The following is a 17,847-nucleotide window of genomic DNA, read 5'->3' as shown; positions in this document are numbered from 1 at the left end:
CCGGATTGGTACTTTCTGCTACGATGTCCTACGGCCAAGGTTCACTTTTTGAAGGAAAAAGGCTCACTTTTTAAGGAAATGTTCAACGAGCACGGGAGCCAACGAATGTACGCCAATATTCTCGTGAGCACGGATGGATCGGATGTCGCGAGAAAAGGCGTTAAGCATGGCTTTGCTTTGGCAAAGGCCTTGAACGCCAAGGTGACAGTTATCACCGTCACCGAACCGCTGCTGCTCGACTATGGGAGCGGACACGCCTTTCCCACGCAGGAAATGATGGATAGCCTTGACGAAGCCGGCAAGCAACGCGCGCGCGAGGCCCTCGATGAAGCTCGAGCTATGGCCGAGCAGATCGGGATATCCGCAGAACTCGTGCATGTTCCGAATGCGCATCCAGCCACTGCGATTATCGGAACAGCAAAGTCCAGAGGCTGCGACTTGATCGTCATGGCCTCTCATGGGCGTCGCGGCCTCAGGAAGCTGATTTTGGGGAGTCAAACATCGGAGGTCCTGGTGGACGGAAGCGTTCCTGTGTTGGTCGTGCACTAACGCGCATAAATCATCGTGGGGGGCTTTGGTGAAACCGGTCCCTTAGCTTCCGAATGCAAGCTGGGCTCGCCTTTTCGGTTGTAGTCCTGAGATAGATCAGTCGGGCGGCCCATGCACAGGGGGTTTGTTGTGCGGCCTGCCTACTACGGGCTCCGCCATATGCAGGAATTCGTCGAACGCGATGGCGCCTTCCGCAACGGTGTGACAAGCGCGGCTGTCGATAAAGAGTTGCGCGTCATGGTCAAAGATATCGATGATGAAAAGCGGCTGCTCCGCGGCACTCGTAGGCACGGCTGCGTGCATACGAATCTCAAAGTCTCCGATCCACGCCAGAGAAATCGCCGTCGCGTCACCACCCTCAGGGCGGGACAGTAGGCTGACATATGCTCGGGAAATTCTCAGCGTTGTAAGATTGTATTCCAACGCACCGCCCACAAAAAACCTCGCGCTTTGATGGTCGACGGTATGGTTGCCAGCTCCGCCATTACGAGATGCTGGCGGCGAAATTAATACTTCGAAAGACAGGGCACCGCTCCGGGCGCAAATGGCGCGCGGCCGCGCGGAGTTTGGTTCCAAGACGACTGCGATTGACCGTCATGTCCGCGTCGGGCTCCTCGCGTCATTCGCTGCCGTTCGGCAATCGCGTCACGCCACCCTGTCATTGCGCGGTCTAACTCAGTACGATCTCCCTTTCGATCCCGATCGCCCGCAGAAACGCCTCATCGTGGCTGACCGCGATCAGCGCGCCGTCGAAATCTTTCAGCGCACCTTCCAGTTCCTCGATCGAGGCGAGGTCGAGATGGTTGGTCGGCTCGTCCAGCAGCAACAGCAAGGGCGGCTGCGGTCGCGCGAACACGCAGGCAAGCCCCGCGCGCAGCCGCTCGCCGCCGCTGAGCGTTGATGCGATCTGCAGCGCCGCCTTGTTGCGGAATGCAAACCGCGCTAGCGCCGCGTGCGCCGCGTTGGCCGAGAGCTCCGGATTGAGGCGGCGCAGATTGTCGAGAATGCTTAGCGCGGGATCGAGCAGGCCGATATGCTGATCGAGCACGGCAATGCGGTCGGTGAAGCGGCCGATGTCGCCGCTCGCAGGCTTCAGCTCACCGGTGAGCAGGCGGAACAAGGTGGTCTTGCCAGAACCGTTGGCGCCACGGATGGCAATCCGCTCGGGTCCGCGAATGTCGAACGACAGCGGTCCGAACAGACGGCGCTCGCCGAAGGTCATCACGACGTCCTTGAAGATAATGAGCTCGCGGCCGCCGGGCAGATCGGTGCGCGGCAGATCGATCGATAGCGGCGTCAGGATCTCGACTTGCGCCTTGGCCATTTCCAGCGCCTCGGTGCGCTCGCCGAGCAGGCGGCCGGCGAGGTGGCTTGCGCGCGCGGCGCTGTTCTCGGCGCGCTCCTTTTCGCGATCCATGAACATCTTGTCCTCGATGCCCTTGGCGCGCCAGGCGCGGCCGGCCTTGTCGCGGCGTGCTTTCTTTTCCCGAGCCTTCTGCACCGCGCGTTCGGTATTGCGCAGCGCGTCCGAAGCGCGCTCGAGGTCATCGGCGGCGCGGGCCCGCGCCGCCTCACGCGCTTCGGCAAAGGCCGGCCACGCGCCGCCGAATATCGTGATGCCGACCGGCGTCAGTTCGACGATGCGGTCGACGCGTTCGAGCAGTGCGCGGTCGTGGCTGGCAACGAGGACGCCGCCCTGCCAGCGTTCGAGCAATTGCGCCACGGCGTGCCGTCCATCGGCATCGAGATTGTTGGTGGGCTCATCCAGCAGCAGCAGGTCCGGCGCCTCGATCAAAAGGCGTGCCAGCGCGACCCGGGTCCGCTCGCCGCCGCTCAAGGAGACGATCGGGCGATCCAGCGGCAATGACGACACTCCGGCCCCAGTCAGCGCCGCCTCTATCCTCGTTTCCAGCGTCCAATCTGCTTCCGCCGCATCAGCAAGCGATCCTTCGCCGCGTTCGAGCCGCTGCAACCGGGCAAGACCGCCGGTGACACCGAGCGCCTCGTCGACCGTCAGCCGTTCATCGGTCAGCTGCGCCAGCATGCCGATCGAGCCGATGCGCTGCAGCGATCCGCCGGCGGGTTCGATCTCGCCCGCGATCAGGCGCAGCAAGGTGGATTTGCCGCTACCATTGCGGCCGACAAGGCCGGTGCGCTCGTCGCCAATTGCGAGCGTCAGTCCATCGAACAGCGGGCGTCCGTCAGGGGTGGCAAGGGAGATGGAATCCAGAACGAGAAAGGCAGGCATGGAGAGCTTCCGAAAATGGACTGAGGTCGCGAGGCGTGGTCAGCTTTGCGATGTCCATTTCTCTCTCCAGGGCTCTCGATGGGTGTCTGTATTAGCGGTTCCGCCCACTGCTTTGCAGGGGAACCGTGACGTCCATCAATTAGATACGCATTGTCATCATTCGTCCAGCTTGCCGCTGGCGCAACGCTTTCCAGGCGAACCGGCGGAATACTTCGCTTGCGGCGGGGTCTGTACCTGCGGCTGGACCATGGATTCACTCACGTAAGGAAAACCGGAGGTTCGCATGATGAAGTCGGCCATCAAGCTTGCAACGCTGGCCATGTTTTCAATGGTTCTGATCGCTTCGCCGCCATCCATTCCGGCCTTTGCCGCGGGAGGCGGCGGTGACCCGCCTTCGGCCACCCCGCCGCCGCCGGACAACCGGTCCGGGCCCAAGTCGAGCTCGAAAGCCAAGAAGAAGGCCACCAAGCAGTCGAGCGCCGACGATGCCGCGTTCAGGCAGGGATATCGCGCCGCGCACGCAACGATTTACGAGCGACAGGACTACGCTGACGCCATCGCGCAGCTGAAGGCGCTCGGCCGCGACGACAATGCTGATGTTGCCAACCTGATCGGCTATTCCTATCGCAAGCTCGGCGACTACAAACTGTCGCAGACCTGGTACGAGCGCGCGTTGAAGGCGGATCCAAAGCACGTGCTGACCTGGCAATATTACGGCCTGTGGCAGATCGAGCAGGGCAATCGCGACCAGGCGTCGTATCATCTGACCCGGATCGCGGCGATCTGCGGCACCGGCTGCGAGGAGTATCGGTCGCTGGCCGCGGCGCTGGAAAAGCCGCCCGGCACCGGACTCGTTTATTGAGCGGACAGAGAGGGCGGGCGCGCGGCGTAACGCGCTCGCCGATCGAGGCCTAAGCCTGCGGCCGCGGCGCGTCCGGCGCGGCGGCCGGCATGGCGCGGGTGCGGAAGTAGTCGAGCACGAAGAGGCGGATCGCCGAGGACAGATTGCCCTGCTGGCGATTGCCGTCGATCTCGCCGACCAACTCGGACAGCGTCATGTTCCGCAGGCCCGAGATTTCCTTCATGCCGTTCCAGAAAGCCTCTTCGAGGCTGACGCTGGTCTTGTGGCCGGCGACGACGATCGAGCGCTTGACGACGGGTGACTTCATGACGCCTCTCCGTCATCGAGCTTGTGCTGGTCCAGAAGATCTGCAGCGCGATCCTTGCGACGTTCGTCGAGCGTGCGTTCGGCTTTGGTCCGGCCGAACCGCGCGCGGTTGGCATCGGCCTGATTTGCCGATTGTTCCCGTTCGTTACGCTTCTTGAATCGCTTCAGGTTGATCACGTCGCCCATGTTCGTCTCCATCATCCGGCGACTCGAAGGCATGATGATTCATGGGGCAGAAAAAAGTCACGTAGCACGCATGCAAATTGACCGGTCATCCGGAATCCCCGTGTAGCGCTTATTGATAACATCAAAAAATAAATTTCGCTCTGCGAAAACCGAATAATCCCTGCTCCTACCACGCATCAACGCAATCGCGATAGATGATCAACCTCATTCTTCAGATATCATCCATAATTTCTATCCCTCATCCGTAGTTTCCCGGGGGGAATGCGGCCATCAGCCCGGGTGTGTCATTTTGTCCGGCTGCACCAGGCGTTCGAATTCGGCGGCGTCCACAAAGCCGAGGCGCACAGCCTCTTCCTTCAACGTCGTTCCGCGTGCGTGCGCTGACTTGGCGACCTTCGCGGCGTTGTCGTATCCGATCTTCGGCGCCAGTGCAGTGACCAGCATCAGCGATCGCTCCATCAACTCGCGGATTCGCTTTTCGTCGGCGCGGATGCCGACCACGCAGTGCTCGGTGAACGAGCGTGCCGCATCTGACAGCAGTTGAATGGAATTCATCATACAATATGCCAAAACCGGCTTGTAGACGTTCAATTCGAAATGCCCCTGGCTGCCGGCGACGGTGACGGCAGTCTGATTGCCGAACACCTGGCAGCACACCATGGTCATCGCTTCGCACTGCGTCGGGTTGACCTTGCCGGGCATGATCGACGAGCCCGGTTCGTTTTCTGGTAAGACCAATTCACCAAGACCGGAGCGCGGGCCTGAGCCCAAGAGGCGAATGTCGTTGGCGATCTTGAACAGACCGGTCGCGACCGAATTGATCGCGCCATGCACGCTGACATACGCATCGTTGGAAGCCAGCGCCTCGAACTTGTTGGCTGCGCTGGTGAAGGGAAGCTTGGTAATTTCGGCAACGTGCTTGGCGAACAGTTTGGCAAATTTCGGCTTCGAATTGAGGCCGGTTCCAACCGCAGTGCCGCCTTGCGCCAGCGGGAACAGTTCCTTCACCGCCGTTCGCAGCCGCGCGATCCCGCTCTCGACCTGCGCGGCGTAGCCTGAGAATTCCTGCCCCAGCGTCAGCGGCGTTGCGTCCTGGGTATGGGTCCGCCCGATCTTGACGATCTTGGCGAACGCCTTTTCCTTGCTTCGCAATGCGCCATGCAGTTCGTCGAGCGCCGGGATCAGGTCGGCGATGATGCGTTCGGCGGCGGCGATATGCATCGCCGTCGGAAATGAATCGTTCGACGACTGGCTCATGTTGACGTGGTCGTTGGGATGAACCGGCTCCTTGGCGCCGAGTTCGCCGCCCAGCATCTCGTTGGCGCGGTTGGCGATCACCTCGTTGAGGTTCATGTTGGTCTGGGTGCCGGAGCCGGTCTGCCAGACCACCAGCGGAAAGTGATCGTCGAGTTTGCCTTCGATCACCTCGCGCGCGGCGCGGATGATGGCGTTGGCTTTGCGTTCGTCAATCAGTCCGAGTTCCAGGTTGGTCTGGGCGGCGGCGAGCTTGACGAGGCCGAGCGCATGGACGATCGCCAGCGGCATGCGGTCGTGGCCGATTTTGAAATTCTGCCGCGAGCGTTCCGTCTGCGCGCCCCAGTAGCGGTCGGCGTCAACGTCGATCGGACCGAAGCTGTCGGTCTCGCTGCGGGTGGATTTGTTTCCGGATGTTTCTGATCGAGCCATGCGTAATGTCCGTTGCGCCGTGAAAGGGCGGAACGCGTACATTACAGCGTGGCGGGGTTTCCCGCGCTTAGATTATTTCTTGCGGAAACGATCCAGCCGAACCACTTCCGCGCCTTCGTTCGTCTTGGCCGGCTCGTCCTTGCTTTCCGCGGCGGGCTCGGGCTCCGGCGCGGCGACGGGCAGGGCGGACGCGGCTGGAACCGCTGGCAGCTTTGCCGCCGGCGCCTCGGCCATGGTTTCCGACGGCTCGAATTGCAGGCCGAACTGCACCGACGGGTCGAGGAAGCTCTTGATCGCCGCGAACGGCACCACCAGCCGCTCGGGGATGCCGCCGAACGACAGGCCGACCTCGAAGCGATCCTCCGTCACCACCAGATCCCAGAACTGATGCTGCAGGATGATCGTCATCTCTTCCGGATATTGCGCCAACAGCCGCGGCGACAGCTTCACGCCGTCGGCGGTGGACAGGAAGGTGATGAAGAAATGATGCTCGCCGGGCAGGCCGTGTTCGGCGGCGTCCGCCAGCACGCGGCGCAGCACCCCGCGCAGCGCGTCGCGCGCCAGCACGTCATAACGGATATGGTCGGTTGCCATGGTCGTCCTGTTACGTCTGTGGCCGCCGGTCCCCCGACTCGCCCCTTTGCCCATGCTACCCCGGCGGGAGCCAGAGGTCAGCAGGCGCGACGGATCGAATTTGCAGCAACGGCTCCGTCGGCCGGAAATGAAAAGAATTAAGTGGAGGCTTCTGTTGCCAGGTGCCTCCGGACCCCGCCTAGCGGAGCTTAACCCGCTAGGACTTCAGATTGGTCTTTCAAACTGCGTTACGCAGCCTGAGCAACCGGAGCATAGTTGTCGTTTGCAACTATTGCATGGCCCGATATCGGCGGAACCATACCGAGAAAAAACGCGCCCTTTACGCCCTCGTCGATCCTGTTTCGCCCCCGCCGAAACCCGCTGCTCTCGGGTGGGCTTGGGTGGAGGCGCCGGGTACTGCCCCCGGGTCCGAATGGTTTATTGCGACGGTCATTTATTTCCATAGCCGGCGAACCGGCAGGCCTAATATAGGGTGGAAGGCTGGAGAAAAACAGGGCCGAAGGCGCTGAACGGGACGGGAACGCAGCCTGAACTTTCGGTTTGATGTCGCCCAGTTGCGGTTTCGCCACGGATTCGAGCATCCGCCAAACGCAGCGGGTGCCGTGTGGCTTCCGGGCGCGCATCCAGTTAGGGCGCCCAGCGCGCGGGACGTGGACGCTGATTGGCCTGTCCGCCCGGGGGTGTTGCGGCGATGCAATCGCAATGGTTGCGACCGGCGGGCTTGATTACGGTCTTAGGGCGCCGTTTGCCGTTCGGCCCAAAAGCGGTTTTGGTTTTGCTGGCGTTATCCGACGAAAGTCGCTAGCAAGTTTCCGGGACAAGCTTTCAAGTTATCCAAACAAGCGGGCGTATCCGCCTTTGGGGGAGGAGTATCGATGAACGCTACGCCGGGCCAAGCGCCGGTTAAATCCATCATGCCGAAATGGGTTCGGAATCCGCAGGAATTCGTCGGCGGAATTGCCCTGATGGCGATTGCTGCGTTTGCCCTCTGGGCATCGAGCGATCTGCAGGGCATGCGCGGCTTTTCGTTTGGCGCCGGTACCGCGCCGCGGATGTTCGCGTTCTTGCTGCTGGGACTGGGCGCCCTGATCGCTATCGTTGGCGTTGTCACCGAAGGTCCGCATCTTGCGAAATACCATTGGCGCGGACCTTTTTTCGTGACGGTCGCGATTTTGACGTTTGCTTTCACGATCCGGTCCATGGGAATGATCTTTGCCGCTATGGCCAGCTTTCTGATCGCGGCATGCGGGACACCGGAGACGAAGTGGGTGGAAACCGTGATCGTGGCCATCTGCCTGACGGCGTTTTGCAGCCTGTTGTTTCCGTATGCGCTCGGCCTGCCTTTGCAGCTCCTGCCGACTTTCATGATCCGGTGAGGGCGTGATGGGAGATATCTTCTCAAATCTTGGACTCGGTTTCGGCGTCGTTTTCCAGTTCGTGCAGTGGAGCCCCGCTTTTCTTGGCGGCGCATCCATTCCGATTCCGGTCAACATTCTCCTGTGTCTGATCGGCGCGCTGGTCGGCACGCTGGTCGGCGTGCTGCCGGGGATCGGCACCATCGCCACCGTCGCCATGCTGCTGCCGATCACCTTTGGTCTGCCCCCGGTAGGCGCGCTGATCATGCTGGCTGGCATCTACTACGGCGCGCAATATGGCGGCTCGACCACGTCGATCCTGGTGAATATTCCAGGTGAGGCCGGTTCTGTGGTGACCGCCCTCGACGGCTTCCAGATGGCGAAGAGAGGCCGCGCCGGTCCGGCGCTCGCGATCGCCGCGATCGGATCGTTCTTCGCCGGCTGTGTCGCGACCGTGCTGATTGCCCTTTTGGGTGCGCCGCTAACCAAGGTAGCGCTGGCGTTCGGTCCTGCCGAATACTTCTCGCTGATGGTGCTCGGCCTGATCTTCGCAGTTGTGCTCGCGAAAGGCTCGGTGCTGAAGGCGATCGCGATGATCGTGATGGGCCTGCTGCTGTCGATGGTCGGGTCCGACATCGAGACGGGCGCGTCCCGAATGGCATTCAACATTCCCGAACTGGCCGATGGTCTTGGCTTTGCCACGCTGGCGATGGGACTTTTCGGTTTTGCGGAGATCATCCGCAATCTCGACGCCGGCGGCGAAACCGATCGCAAGCTCGTCCAGGAGAAGGTGTCGGGACTGATGCCGACGGCGAGGGATCTCAAGGATTCGACCCCGGCGGTCTTGCGCGGCACGGTGCTGGGATCAATCCTCGGCATCCTGCCAGGCGGTGGCGCTACGATCGCATCGTTCGCGGCATACACGCTCGAGAAAAAAGTCGCGAGAGATCCCTCGAAGTTCGGCCATGGCGAAATCCGGGGCGTCGCAGCACCCGAGAGCGCCAACAACGCGGCCGCTCAGACGTCTTTCATCCCGTTGCTTACGCTCGGCATCCCGCCCAACGCCGTCATGGCGCTGATGGTCGGCGCGATGACGATTCACGGCATCGTGCCGGGTCCGCAGGTGATGCAGAAGCAACCCGATCTGGTGTGGGGCATGATCGCCTCGATGTGGGTCGGCAACCTGATGCTTCTCATCATCAACCTGCCGCTGGTGGGGATATGGGTGAGACTTCTGCGCGTGCCGTATCGCCTGATGTTCCCGTCCATCGTGATCTTCTGTTGCATCGGCATCTATTCGGTGAACAACGCGCCGACGGATGTCATCATTGCAGGCATATTCGGGCTGGTCGGCTACTGGCTGATCAAGCACGATTTCGAGCCGGCGCCTTTGCTGCTCGGCATGGTGCTTGGACCGCTGATGGAAGAGAACCTGCGGCGGGCGCTTTTGATCTCGCGCGGCGATTGGTCAGTTTTCCTGACGCGGCCGTTGTCGGCAGTGCTGATGGCAATTGCTGCAACGTTGCTGGTCCTTACGGTACTGCCAGCGCTCCGCAAGAAGCGCGACGAGGTTTTCGTCGAGTCGGAGAACTGACCTGCGTCGGTGCGCCGCAGCCCGAAGTCTGGTCGACTTCGGCCTAATTTTCTATGCCATGGAAAATGCCGACCCGGCGGGCTCGGCATTATAACGGATTTCGGGAGATCAAAATGAATCGGTACGGTCGCTCGCTCGCGAGCGGTTTTCTGGCAGTGCTTGCCGGACTGGGCTTGTCTTCGTCGCAGGCGGTGGCGCAGGCCTATCCGACGCGCAACATCACCATGATCGTGCCGTTCGCGGCGGGCGGACCGACCGACGTCATCGCGCGCATCGTCACCGGCCACATGGCGCAGACGCTCGGTCAGACCATCATCATCGAGAACGTGGTCGGCGCCGGCGGTACCACCGCCACCACCCGTGCCGCGCGTGCCGCCAATGACGGCTATACGCTGATTACGGGGCATATGGGCACACATGCGGCCTCCGTGCCGCTTTATCCCAAGCTCGCCTATCACCCGGAAAAGGACTTCGAACCGGTCGGACTGCTGGCCGGCACGCCGATCCTGATCCTGGCGCGCAAGGACCTGCCGCCCAAGGACCTCAAGGAATTCATTACCTACGTCAAGGCGAACGAGGCCAAGGTCAACGCCGCGCATGCCGGCATCGGCTCGGTTTCGAACGTTTCGTGCGAATTGCTGAACTCGGTGCTTGGGGTCAAGCCGATCGGCGTGCCCTTCAACGGCACCGGTCCGGCGATGAACGCGCTGGTGGCCGGGCAGGTCGATTACATGTGCGACCAGATCGTCAACGCTGTGCCGCAGATCAACGGCGGCACCATCAAGGCCTATGCGGTGGCAACGCCGGAGCGCAATCCATCGCTGCCCGATGTTCCCACCACCACCGAGGCTGGCCTGCCGGCTTTCCAGGCCCAGGCGTGGAACGCGATCTTCGCGCCGAAGGGAACGCCCGCGGACGTCGTCGCCAAGTTGAATGCTGCGGTGGTCAAGGCGCTGGACGACGAGGGCGTGCGCAAGCGCCTGCTCGAACTCGGCAGCGTCATCCCGCCTGCCGCCGATCGGACGCCGGCGGCACTGGGAACGCTGGTGAAGAGCGAAATCGCCAAGTGGACGCCGGTGGTGAAGCCGGTCAATTAATTCACGCAATCAAGCAGATGGGCGAGGGGCGGGACGCGGGTTCCGCCCCTTGTCGTTTGCGCGGAAGATGATCATTTTTCCGGGTATAATCGGTGTTTGACGCCGAATCGGCGTGTTGATCGGATGTCCCGGTCGCTACATTCGCCGTCCTGATGAAGGCCTGAAGCACCAGCCATGAACCAGTATCACGATCTGCTTGAACGCATCCTCAGCGACGGCGCGGAGAAGCACGACCGCACCGGCACCGGCACGCTGTCGATCTTCGGTCACCAGATGCGGTTCAACCTTTCGGCCGGGTTTCCGATGCTGACCACCAAGCGGCTGCCGCTGAAGGCGATCGTGCACGAATTGCTCTGGTTCCTGGCCGGCGACACCAATATCAAATATCTCAGGGATAACGGCGTTTCGATCTGGGATGAATGGGCCGACGCCAACGGCGATCTCGGCCCGGTCTATGGATCGCAGTGGCGCTCATGGCCGGCGCCGGATGGGCGCAGCATCGATCAGATCTCCAACGTCATCGACATGATCAGGCGAAATCCGGATTCGCGGCGGCTGATCGTGAGCGCCTGGAATCCGGCCGACGTCGACAAGATGGCGCTGCCGCCCTGTCATTGCCTGTTCCAGTTCTACGTCGCCAACGGCAAGCTCTCCTGTCAGCTCTATCAGCGCTCGGCCGACGTGTTCCTCGGCGTGCCCTTCAACATCGCGTCCTATTCGTTGCTGACCATGATGGTCGCGCAGGTGACGGGATTGAAGCCCGGCGATTTCGTGCATTCGCTCGGCGATGCGCATCTCTACTCCAACCACCTCGAACAGGCGCGGCTGCAACTGACGCGACCGACACGTCCGTTACCGGCCATGAAGATCAATCCTGACGTGAAGGATATCTTCGCCTTCCGTTACGAGGATTTCGCGCTCGAGGGCTACGACCCGCACCCGCATATCAAGGCCGAAGTCGCTGTATGAGTCGCGGTGTGAGCATCTGATGTCTCTCACGATCCGCCGCGCACGGCCGGGCGAAGCGGGACTTGTCCTGTCCTTCGTTCGCGAACTCGCCGAATACGAAAAGCTGCTCCACGAAATGGAGGCGACGGAGGTTGACATCGACGCGGCGCTGTTCGGCGCCAATCCGCGCCTGTTCTGCGAGATTGCCGAATGGGAAGGCGAGCCGGTCGGCTTCGCGGTCTGGTTCGTCAATTTCTCGACCTTCAGCGGCCGCTCCGGAATCTATCTGGAAGACCTGTTCGTCCGCCCAGCGCTGCGCGGCAAGGGAATCGGCAAGGCGCTTTTGGTGCATCTCGCAAAGGAATGCGTGGCAAATGGCTGGTCGCGTTTGCAATGGTCGGTGCTGGACTGGAACACGCCGTCGATCGAATTCTACAAATCGCTCGGCGCGGTCCTGATGGACGAGTGGACGATTTGCCGGGTCGGCGGTCCTGATCTGACGGCGCTGGCGCAAGGGAAGCGGTAATGGAAATCGTTCTCGTCGTAGCGGTCGCGGAGAACGGCGTGATCGGCGCCGCTGGCGCGATCCCGTGGCGGCTGAAATCCGACATGGCGCACTTCAAGGCGCTGACGACGGGCAAGCCCGTGGTGATGGGACGCAAGACTTTCGTCTCGATCGGACGGCCGCTCCCCGGACGGACCAATATCGTCGTCACCCGTGACTGCGGATTCCGTGCCGACGGCGTGGTGGTTACCCATTCCTTCACCGACGCCAAGGCGATCGCCACCGGCGACGCGCTGCGGCGTTTCGCCACTGAGATCGCCGTGATCGGCGGTGCGGAAATCTATGCGCAATGGATGGACAGCGCCGATCGCCTGGAGATTACCGAGGTGCATGCCCGGCCCGAGGGCGACACGAGCTTCCCGGCAGTCGATCTGACTGCATGGGAAGAGGTGGCGCGCGTGCGGAATCCGGCCGGTCCGGACGACAGTGCCGATTTCTCCTATGTGACATTTCGTCGGCGCCATCAGCGTTAACCTCGCTAACCAATGTTTTGCATTGACAATTATGGCGTCAGGCATAGCTGCTTCGAGCAGGAAGCTTGCGTTGTAAGGGCCCGGGCGGTCCCCTATAAAGCCGGGCGGATATGCGAGGCTGAGGCATCCCCAACTGGCGGACCCAGGTCCCCCGCAGAGGAGAGTTTATATGCCGTGGAAGAATCAAGGCGGGGGCCCCTGGGGTCAGGGTCCCAAGGGACCGTGGGGCGGTGGACCGCAGTCGGTCGGGCCGAGGCCGCCTGATCTGGAAGACCTTCTGCGGCGCGGCCAGGACAGGCTGCAGCAGCTGCTGCCGGGCGGACATTTCAGCGGCATGGGCATCGCGCTGGTGCTGGCCGGCGCGCTGGTGATCTGGGGGTTGTCGGGCTTCTTCCGCGTGCAGTCGGAAGAACTCGGCGTAGTGCTGCGCTTCGGCAAGCATGTGCGCACCGTCGAACCCGGGCTGAACTATCATCTGCCCTATCCGATCGAAACCGTGCTGCTGCCCAAGGCGCTGCGCGTCTCCACCATCTCGATCGGCATGACGCTAATCGACGATCCGGCAAGGCGGGGCCGCACCATGCGGGACGTGCCGGAAGAAAGCCTGATGCTGACCGGCGACGAAAACATCGTCGACGTCGATTTCACGGTGTTGTGGCGGATCAAGCCGAACGGCGTCGGCAATTTCCTCTTCAACATCCAGAATCCCGAAGGCACCGTGAAGGCGGTGGCCGAAAGCGCGATGCGCGAGGTGATCGGCCGTTCGCAGATCCAGCCGATCCTCACCGGCGCCCGCAACACCACCGAGCAGGCCGTTCACGAGCTGATGCAGAAGACGCTCGATAATTACGGCTCGGGCGTTCAGATCACGCAGGTGCAGATGCAGAAGGTCGACCCGCCCGCGCAGGTCATCGACGCGTTCCGCGACGTCCAGGCTGCGCGCGCCGACTTCGAGCGCTTGCAGAACGAGGCGCAATCCTATGCCAACCGCGTCGTTCCCGACGCCCGCGGTCGCGCTGCGCAGATCCTGCAGGTCGCCGAAGGTTACAAGGAACAGGCGGTCGCCGAGGCCAAGGGCCAGAGCGCGCGCTTCAGCAAAGTCTACGACGAATACAAGAAGGCGCCCGACGTGACGCGGCAGCGAATTTATCTGGAGACGATGGAGCGGATTCTCGGCGGTTCCGAGAAGCTGGTCTATGACGGCGGCAACAACGGACAAGGCCAAGGCCTCGTGCCGTACCTGCCGCTCAGCGAATTGACCCCGCGCCGTCCGGCGCCGCCCGCCGGCCAGCAGCAGAGCGGAGGCACACGATGAGGTCTCCGGTTGCAGGTATTGTCAGCCTGATCCTGCTGTTCGCCCTCGTGATCGTGGGCTACAGCTCGATCTTCACGGTGTCGCAGACCGAACAGGCGCTCGTGGTACGGCTCGGCCGGCCGGTCGACGTCGTGTCCGAGCCGGGCCTGAACTTCAAGGCGCCGTTCATCGACACCGTCATCAGCATCGACAAGCGCATTCTCGATCTGGAAAATCCGTCCCAGGAAGTCATCGCTTCCGACCAGAAACGGCTCGTGGTCGACGCCTTCGCCCGCTACCGGATCAAGAACCCGCTGCGCTTCTATCAGAGCATCGGCTCGATCCAGGCCGCCAACATCCAGCTCACCACGCTGTTGAACGCGGCATTGCGCCGCGTGCTGGGCGAGGTCACCTTCATCAATGTGGTGCGCGACGAGCGCGAGGGCCTGATGACGCGCATCCGCGACCAGCTCGACCGGGAGGCCGACCAGTACGGAATCCAGGTGGTCGACGTGCGTATCCGCCGCGCCGACCTGCCGGAGCAGAACAGCCAGGCGGTCTACAAGCGAATGCAGACCGAACGCGAGCGCGAGGCCCAGGAGTTCCGCGCCCAGGGCGGCCAGAAGTCGCAGGAAATCCGCTCGAAGGCCGACCGCGAGGCGACCGTTATCGTCGCCGAAGCCAATTCGACCGCCGAGCAGACGCGCGGCGTGGGCGACGCCGAGCGCAACCGCCTGTTCGCCGAGGCTTACGGCCGGGATCCGGATTTCTTTGCCTTCTATCGTTCGATGTCGGCCTATGAAACCGGGCTCCGCTCCAACGACACCCGCTTCCTGCTGCGGCCGGATTCCGAGTTCTTCCGCTTCTTTGCCAATCCGTCCGGCCACCCGCCGGCGGCAGCGGCGCCGAAGCAGTAAGGTCGGGCCAGGGATACGCGCGTTACGGCGAAGCGGGGGGCCGCTTCGCCGGCAAAAAAGCAAAAGGCGCTTAAAGAGCGGGGGGATGCCATCCGATGAGGTCCATAGCGTTCGCCGACTTCCTCATCGGTGTGGGCATCCTCTTTGTGCTCGAAGGTCTGATGTTCGCTGCGAGCCCGGCCTGGATGCGCCGGGCAATGAAAAGCGCGCTGGCGACCCCGGACAATATCCTGCGGACCGTCGGCATCGTCTCGGCGGTCGTGGGTCTGCTGCTGATCTGGTTCGTGCGGCGGTAGCGCATTTTACCGCCGTTTGTGGCGAGATTCGACGGACAGCCTTGGAACTTTAAGGCTCCTCCGGCGTGTAATGGCCTGCCTTGGTTTGTTTAGTGCCTTGGCTTGCTTCGCACCTTGGAATGCCGGTGCCCCAGCGGACGCAAATAGCTGTGGCGCCAACGCAATCGTGAGTCGCCTGGCGCCGGTTTTTCGCCGGAATATCAGGTGCAGATGCTTGCGCCTCGGACCCGTTCGGGCGCAGTGTGGACCCCAAATTTGACCCCTTTTGGAGACAAGCCGATATGACCGGTGTCAGACCCGCTTTGACGAGCCGCCTGCGCCTGCTGGGGATTGCGATCTCGTTCAGCGCCGCCAGTATGCTGGCGGCGGCGCCGGCCAGCGCACGCGGGCCTGACGGCATCGCCGACATCGCCGAGAAGGTCATCGACTCCGTCGTCAATATCTCGACCTCGCAGAACGTCGAGGCCAAGGGCAGCGGTAACAGGGAAGCGATGCCGCAATTGCCGCCGGGCTCGCCGTTCGAGGAGTTCTTCGACGACTTCTTCAAGAACCGTCGCGGCGCCGCTCCCAAGGATGGCGACAAGAGCGGCGAGATGCAGCGCCGCAAGACCAATTCGCTCGGCTCCGGTTTCATCATCGACGCCGCGGGCGTCGTCGTTACCAACAATCACGTCATCGCGGACGCCGACGAGATCAACGTGATCATGAACGACGGCACCAAGATCAAGGCGGAGCTGGTCGGCGTCGACAAGAAGACCGATATCGCAGTCCTGAAGTTCAAGCCGGTGAAGCCGGTGAACGCGGTCAAGTTCGGCGATTCCGACAAGCTACGGCTCGGCGAGTGGGTGATCGCGATCGGCAATCCGTTCAGCCTCGGCGGCTCGGTGACGGCCGGCATCGTGTCGGCGCGCAACCGCGACATCAGCCAGGGGCCGTACGACAGCTACATCCAGACCGACGCCTCTATCAACCGCGGCAATTCCGGTGGACCCTTGTTCAACCTCGAAGGCGAAGTGGTCGGCGTCAACACGCTGATCATCTCGCCGACCGGCGGTTCGATCGGCCTCGGCTTCGCGGTGCCGTCGAAGACGGTGGCGGGCGTGGTCGATCAGCTCCGGCAGTTCGGCGAGCTGCGCCGCGGCTGGCTCGGCGTGCGCATTCAGCAGGTCACCGACGAGATCGCCGAAAGCCTCAACATCAAGCCCGCCCGCGGCGCGCTGGTTGCAGGCGTTGACGACAAGGGACCGGCGAAGCCCGCCGGCATCGAGCCCGGCGACATCGTCGTCAAGTTCGACGGCAAGGACGTCAAGGATCCGAAGGATCTCTCCCGCGTCGTGGCCGACACCGCGGTCGGCAAAGAAGTCGACGTGGTCATCATCCGCAAGGGCAATGAGGAGAGCCGCAAGGTCACGCTCGGCCGCCTCGAGGACACTGAAAAGGTGCAGCAGGCGGCCGCCAAGACCAAGGAAGACCCGGTCGAGAAGCCGGTGACGCAAAAGGCGCTCGGCCTCGATCTTGCCACGCTGAGCAAGGATCTGCGCACAAAGTACAAGATCAAGGAGAGCGTGAAGGGCGTTATCGTCACCGGTGTTGACGGCTCCTCCGATGCCGCCGAAAAGCGGCTGTCCGCCGGCGACGTCATCGTCGAGGTGGCGCAGGAGGCGGTCGGTAGCGCCGCCGACATCAAGAAGCGTGTCGACCAGCTCAAGAAGGACGGCAAGAAGTCGGTGTTGCTGCTGGTCTCGAACGGCGAGGGCGAATTGCGCTTCGTCGCGCTCAGCGTGCAGTAGATCTATCTCGTCATGGCCGGGCTTGACCCGGCCATCGATCCTATTCGCAAGACTCGCTCAAGATTGATGGATGCCCGGATCAAGTCCGGGCATGACTAGTTTTAGCCCGTCGGAGAGCCAAACGGCCTCACGTGAGTGAGACCACCGCCAGAAAGTGGATCGGCTCGAGGCGCAGCTTCGATCGCTTCACTTCCGGTATCTTGCTGTAATGCTGCAGCCAGAGTTCAAGAAAGCGGTCGAGGTCGACCAGCTCGATATGGACGGAGCCATTGCCGGCTTCGCGGCGCGCCTCCCGTGAGAAGCCGCCGGAAGAAACAAACAGGCCGATTTCCCTGTCACCCCGGATAATGCCGCGAAGCGCCGCGACATCCTCCCGCGACGCCGTCTGGTCGCGATGCTTCACCTGAACCGGATGTGCGGCGTCTGCGCGCCGAGCGGATCGATATAGGCCAGGATATCCGTCCCGCCATCCGAGCCCGGCTTTGAAACGGTGCTGGTGGCGTACCCCCAGCAGCGCGGCGACCAGGTTTTGAAACTCGTAGCCGGACAGCGTGTCGAGATAGGTGTCGATTTCGTCGCGCGCCTTTTCCTTGGCATCCTCAAACAAGACCGACGTATCGGGTGGCGGCGTTTCGTCGACGGCGTTGGCAATTCCAGCATCGGTCTTGCTCTTCTGATGGCTCCAGCGCCATTCTCGGTAGCGGGACCGCATCAGCCGCTTGAGTTCGTAGTCCGGCAGGGTCACGAACTTCTGGCCTTCGTCGGTCACCCGCCATCGTCCGTCCGACTTGACGAGCAGTCCGGCCTTGGTCGCCGCGACGGAAAGGAAGTGCAGGGCGGCTCGCCATCGCGGCAGCCCCGATCCCTTCATCGTCTCCTTGTCGAAATCGTCCAGCGGGAGCTTTGATTCGATCTCCGCGTAGATATCGCGCGGACGCATGCCGTCCGGGTGAGCCCTTAAGAGTCCAAGTACGAATTTGATAAGTGAAACGCCACGATCAACCGTCTTAGGTTGGCTCATTGCGACCTCTTAAGATGCTCTTTTGTGCAAGCTACTTAAGGTTGCTCATCGTCGCAATAGGTTCAC

The 17,847-nt window shown here is 62.2% G+C and carries 19 protein-coding genes and 1 other RNA gene; 13 read left to right on the top strand and 7 right to left on the bottom strand.

What is annotated here, in order from left to right:
• The first annotated feature begins 105 nt into the window (after nt 1–105).
• Together ACH79_RS01370 and ACH79_RS01365 are read left to right on the top strand one after the other, a co-directional pair.
• Nucleotides 106–549 (top strand): universal stress protein, encoded by a 444-nt coding sequence (locus ACH79_RS01370; protein WP_161856161.1) that lies wholly within the window; start codon nt 106–108, stop codon nt 547–549.
• A gap of 159 nt (nt 550–708) precedes the next feature.
• Nucleotides 709–924, top strand: a complete 216-nt coding sequence (locus ACH79_RS01365) for a hypothetical protein (RefSeq protein WP_161849409.1) — start codon at nt 709–711, stop codon at nt 922–924.
• Between the two features lie 295 nt (nt 925–1,219).
• Here the strand turns inward: ACH79_RS01365 and ACH79_RS01360 are convergent, their stop codons facing one another.
• Nucleotides 1,220–2,797, bottom strand: a complete 1,578-nt coding sequence (locus tag ACH79_RS01360; RefSeq protein WP_161849408.1) for an ABC-F family ATP-binding cassette domain-containing protein — start codon at nt 2,795–2,797, stop codon at nt 1,220–1,222.
• 283 nt (nt 2,798–3,080) lie between these two features.
• Between ACH79_RS01360 and ACH79_RS01355 the strand changes: the two genes are divergently transcribed.
• Entirely contained in the window at nt 3,081–3,659 is a 579-nt protein-coding gene (locus tag ACH79_RS01355) for a lipopolysaccharide assembly protein LapB (protein WP_161849407.1), read from the top strand.
• Between the two features lie 49 nt (nt 3,660–3,708).
• On the opposite strand, the gene ACH79_RS01350 is transcribed toward ACH79_RS01355, so the two are convergent.
• The 5 genes from ACH79_RS01350 to ssrA form a co-directional block, all read right to left on the bottom strand.
• Nucleotides 3,709–3,966 (bottom strand): ribbon-helix-helix domain-containing protein, encoded by a 258-nt coding sequence (locus ACH79_RS01350; protein WP_161849406.1) that lies wholly within the window; start codon nt 3,964–3,966, stop codon nt 3,709–3,711.
• Nucleotides 3,963–4,151 (bottom strand): DUF4169 family protein, encoded by a 189-nt coding sequence (locus ACH79_RS01345; RefSeq protein ID WP_161849405.1) that lies wholly within the window; start codon nt 4,149–4,151, stop codon nt 3,963–3,965. The genes ACH79_RS01350 and ACH79_RS01345 overlap by 4 nt, the downstream gene beginning before the upstream one ends.
• A 270-nt stretch (nt 4,152–4,421) precedes the next feature.
• On the bottom strand, nt 4,422–5,837 hold the full coding sequence (gene fumC / locus ACH79_RS01340) for a class II fumarate hydratase (RefSeq protein ID WP_161849404.1): 1,416 nt from the start codon (nt 5,835–5,837) through the stop codon (nt 4,422–4,424).
• A gap of 72 nt (nt 5,838–5,909) precedes the next feature.
• Nucleotides 5,910–6,431 carry an SspB family protein gene (locus ACH79_RS01335; protein ID WP_161849403.1) on the bottom strand — a complete coding sequence of 174 codons (522 nt, stop codon included), beginning with the start codon at nt 6,429–6,431 and terminating at the stop codon, nt 5,910–5,912.
• Between the two features lie 140 nt (nt 6,432–6,571).
• Nucleotides 6,572–6,928: a transfer-messenger RNA gene (gene ssrA, locus ACH79_RS01330) on the bottom strand.
• Between the two features lie 378 nt (nt 6,929–7,306).
• Here ssrA and ACH79_RS01325 point away from each other — a divergent pair.
• From ACH79_RS01325 to ACH79_RS01280, 10 genes are all read left to right on the top strand, one after another.
• Entirely contained in the window at nt 7,307–7,807 is a 501-nt protein-coding gene (locus tag ACH79_RS01325) for a tripartite tricarboxylate transporter TctB family protein (protein ID WP_161849402.1), read from the top strand.
• Nucleotides 7,808–7,814: 7 nt separating this feature from the next.
• Nucleotides 7,815–9,380, top strand: a complete 1,566-nt coding sequence (locus tag ACH79_RS01320) for a tripartite tricarboxylate transporter permease (protein WP_161849401.1) — start codon at nt 7,815–7,817, stop codon at nt 9,378–9,380.
• Between the two features lie 113 nt (nt 9,381–9,493).
• On the top strand, nt 9,494–10,477 hold the full coding sequence (locus ACH79_RS01315; RefSeq protein WP_161849400.1) for a tripartite tricarboxylate transporter substrate binding protein BugD: 984 nt from the start codon (nt 9,494–9,496) through the stop codon (nt 10,475–10,477).
• Between the two features lie 174 nt (nt 10,478–10,651).
• Nucleotides 10,652–11,446 carry a thymidylate synthase gene (locus tag ACH79_RS01310; protein ID WP_161849399.1) on the top strand — a complete coding sequence of 265 codons (795 nt, stop codon included), beginning with the start codon at nt 10,652–10,654 and terminating at the stop codon, nt 11,444–11,446.
• Nucleotides 11,447–11,465: 19 nt separating this feature from the next.
• The gene (locus ACH79_RS01305) at nt 11,466–11,951 is read left to right on the top strand and encodes a GNAT family N-acetyltransferase (RefSeq protein ID WP_161849398.1); all 486 of its coding nucleotides are present in this window, start codon (nt 11,466–11,468) and stop codon (nt 11,949–11,951) included.
• Nucleotides 11,951–12,463 (top strand): dihydrofolate reductase, encoded by a 513-nt coding sequence (locus ACH79_RS01300; protein WP_161849397.1) that lies wholly within the window; start codon nt 11,951–11,953, stop codon nt 12,461–12,463. Before ACH79_RS01305 ends, ACH79_RS01300 begins: the two co-directional genes overlap by 1 nt.
• A 169-nt stretch (nt 12,464–12,632) precedes the next feature.
• Nucleotides 12,633–13,778: an FtsH protease activity modulator HflK gene (hflK, locus tag ACH79_RS01295; protein WP_161849396.1), complete on the top strand. Its 1,146-nt coding sequence runs from the start codon at nt 12,633–12,635 to the stop codon at nt 13,776–13,778.
• The gene (gene hflC, locus ACH79_RS01290; RefSeq protein WP_161849395.1) at nt 13,775–14,674 is read left to right on the top strand and encodes a protease modulator HflC; all 900 of its coding nucleotides are present in this window, start codon (nt 13,775–13,777) and stop codon (nt 14,672–14,674) included. Before hflK ends, hflC begins: the two co-directional genes overlap by 4 nt.
• Before the next feature lie 95 nt (nt 14,675–14,769).
• Nucleotides 14,770–14,970 (top strand): DUF2065 domain-containing protein, encoded by a 201-nt coding sequence (locus ACH79_RS01285; protein ID WP_057838630.1) that lies wholly within the window; start codon nt 14,770–14,772, stop codon nt 14,968–14,970.
• Nucleotides 14,971–15,251: 281 nt separating this feature from the next.
• A complete protein-coding gene (locus ACH79_RS01280; RefSeq protein WP_161849394.1) occupies nt 15,252–16,760 on the top strand; it encodes a Do family serine endopeptidase in 1,509 nt (502 codons plus the stop codon).
• Between the two features lie 127 nt (nt 16,761–16,887).
• Here the strand turns inward: ACH79_RS01280 and ACH79_RS01275 are convergent, their stop codons facing one another.
• Nucleotides 16,888–17,781 carry a restriction endonuclease gene (locus tag ACH79_RS01275; RefSeq protein WP_161849393.1) on the bottom strand — a complete coding sequence of 298 codons (894 nt, stop codon included), beginning with the start codon at nt 17,779–17,781 and terminating at the stop codon, nt 16,888–16,890.
• Nucleotides 17,782–17,847: the final 66 nt, after the last annotated feature.

The organism is Bradyrhizobium sp. CCBAU 051011 (genome assembly GCF_009930815.1).
GTDB lineage: Bacteria > Pseudomonadota > Alphaproteobacteria > Rhizobiales > Xanthobacteraceae > Bradyrhizobium.
Note: the sequence above shows the minus strand (reverse complement) of the source record. Positions and strands in the feature narration are given on the sequence as shown.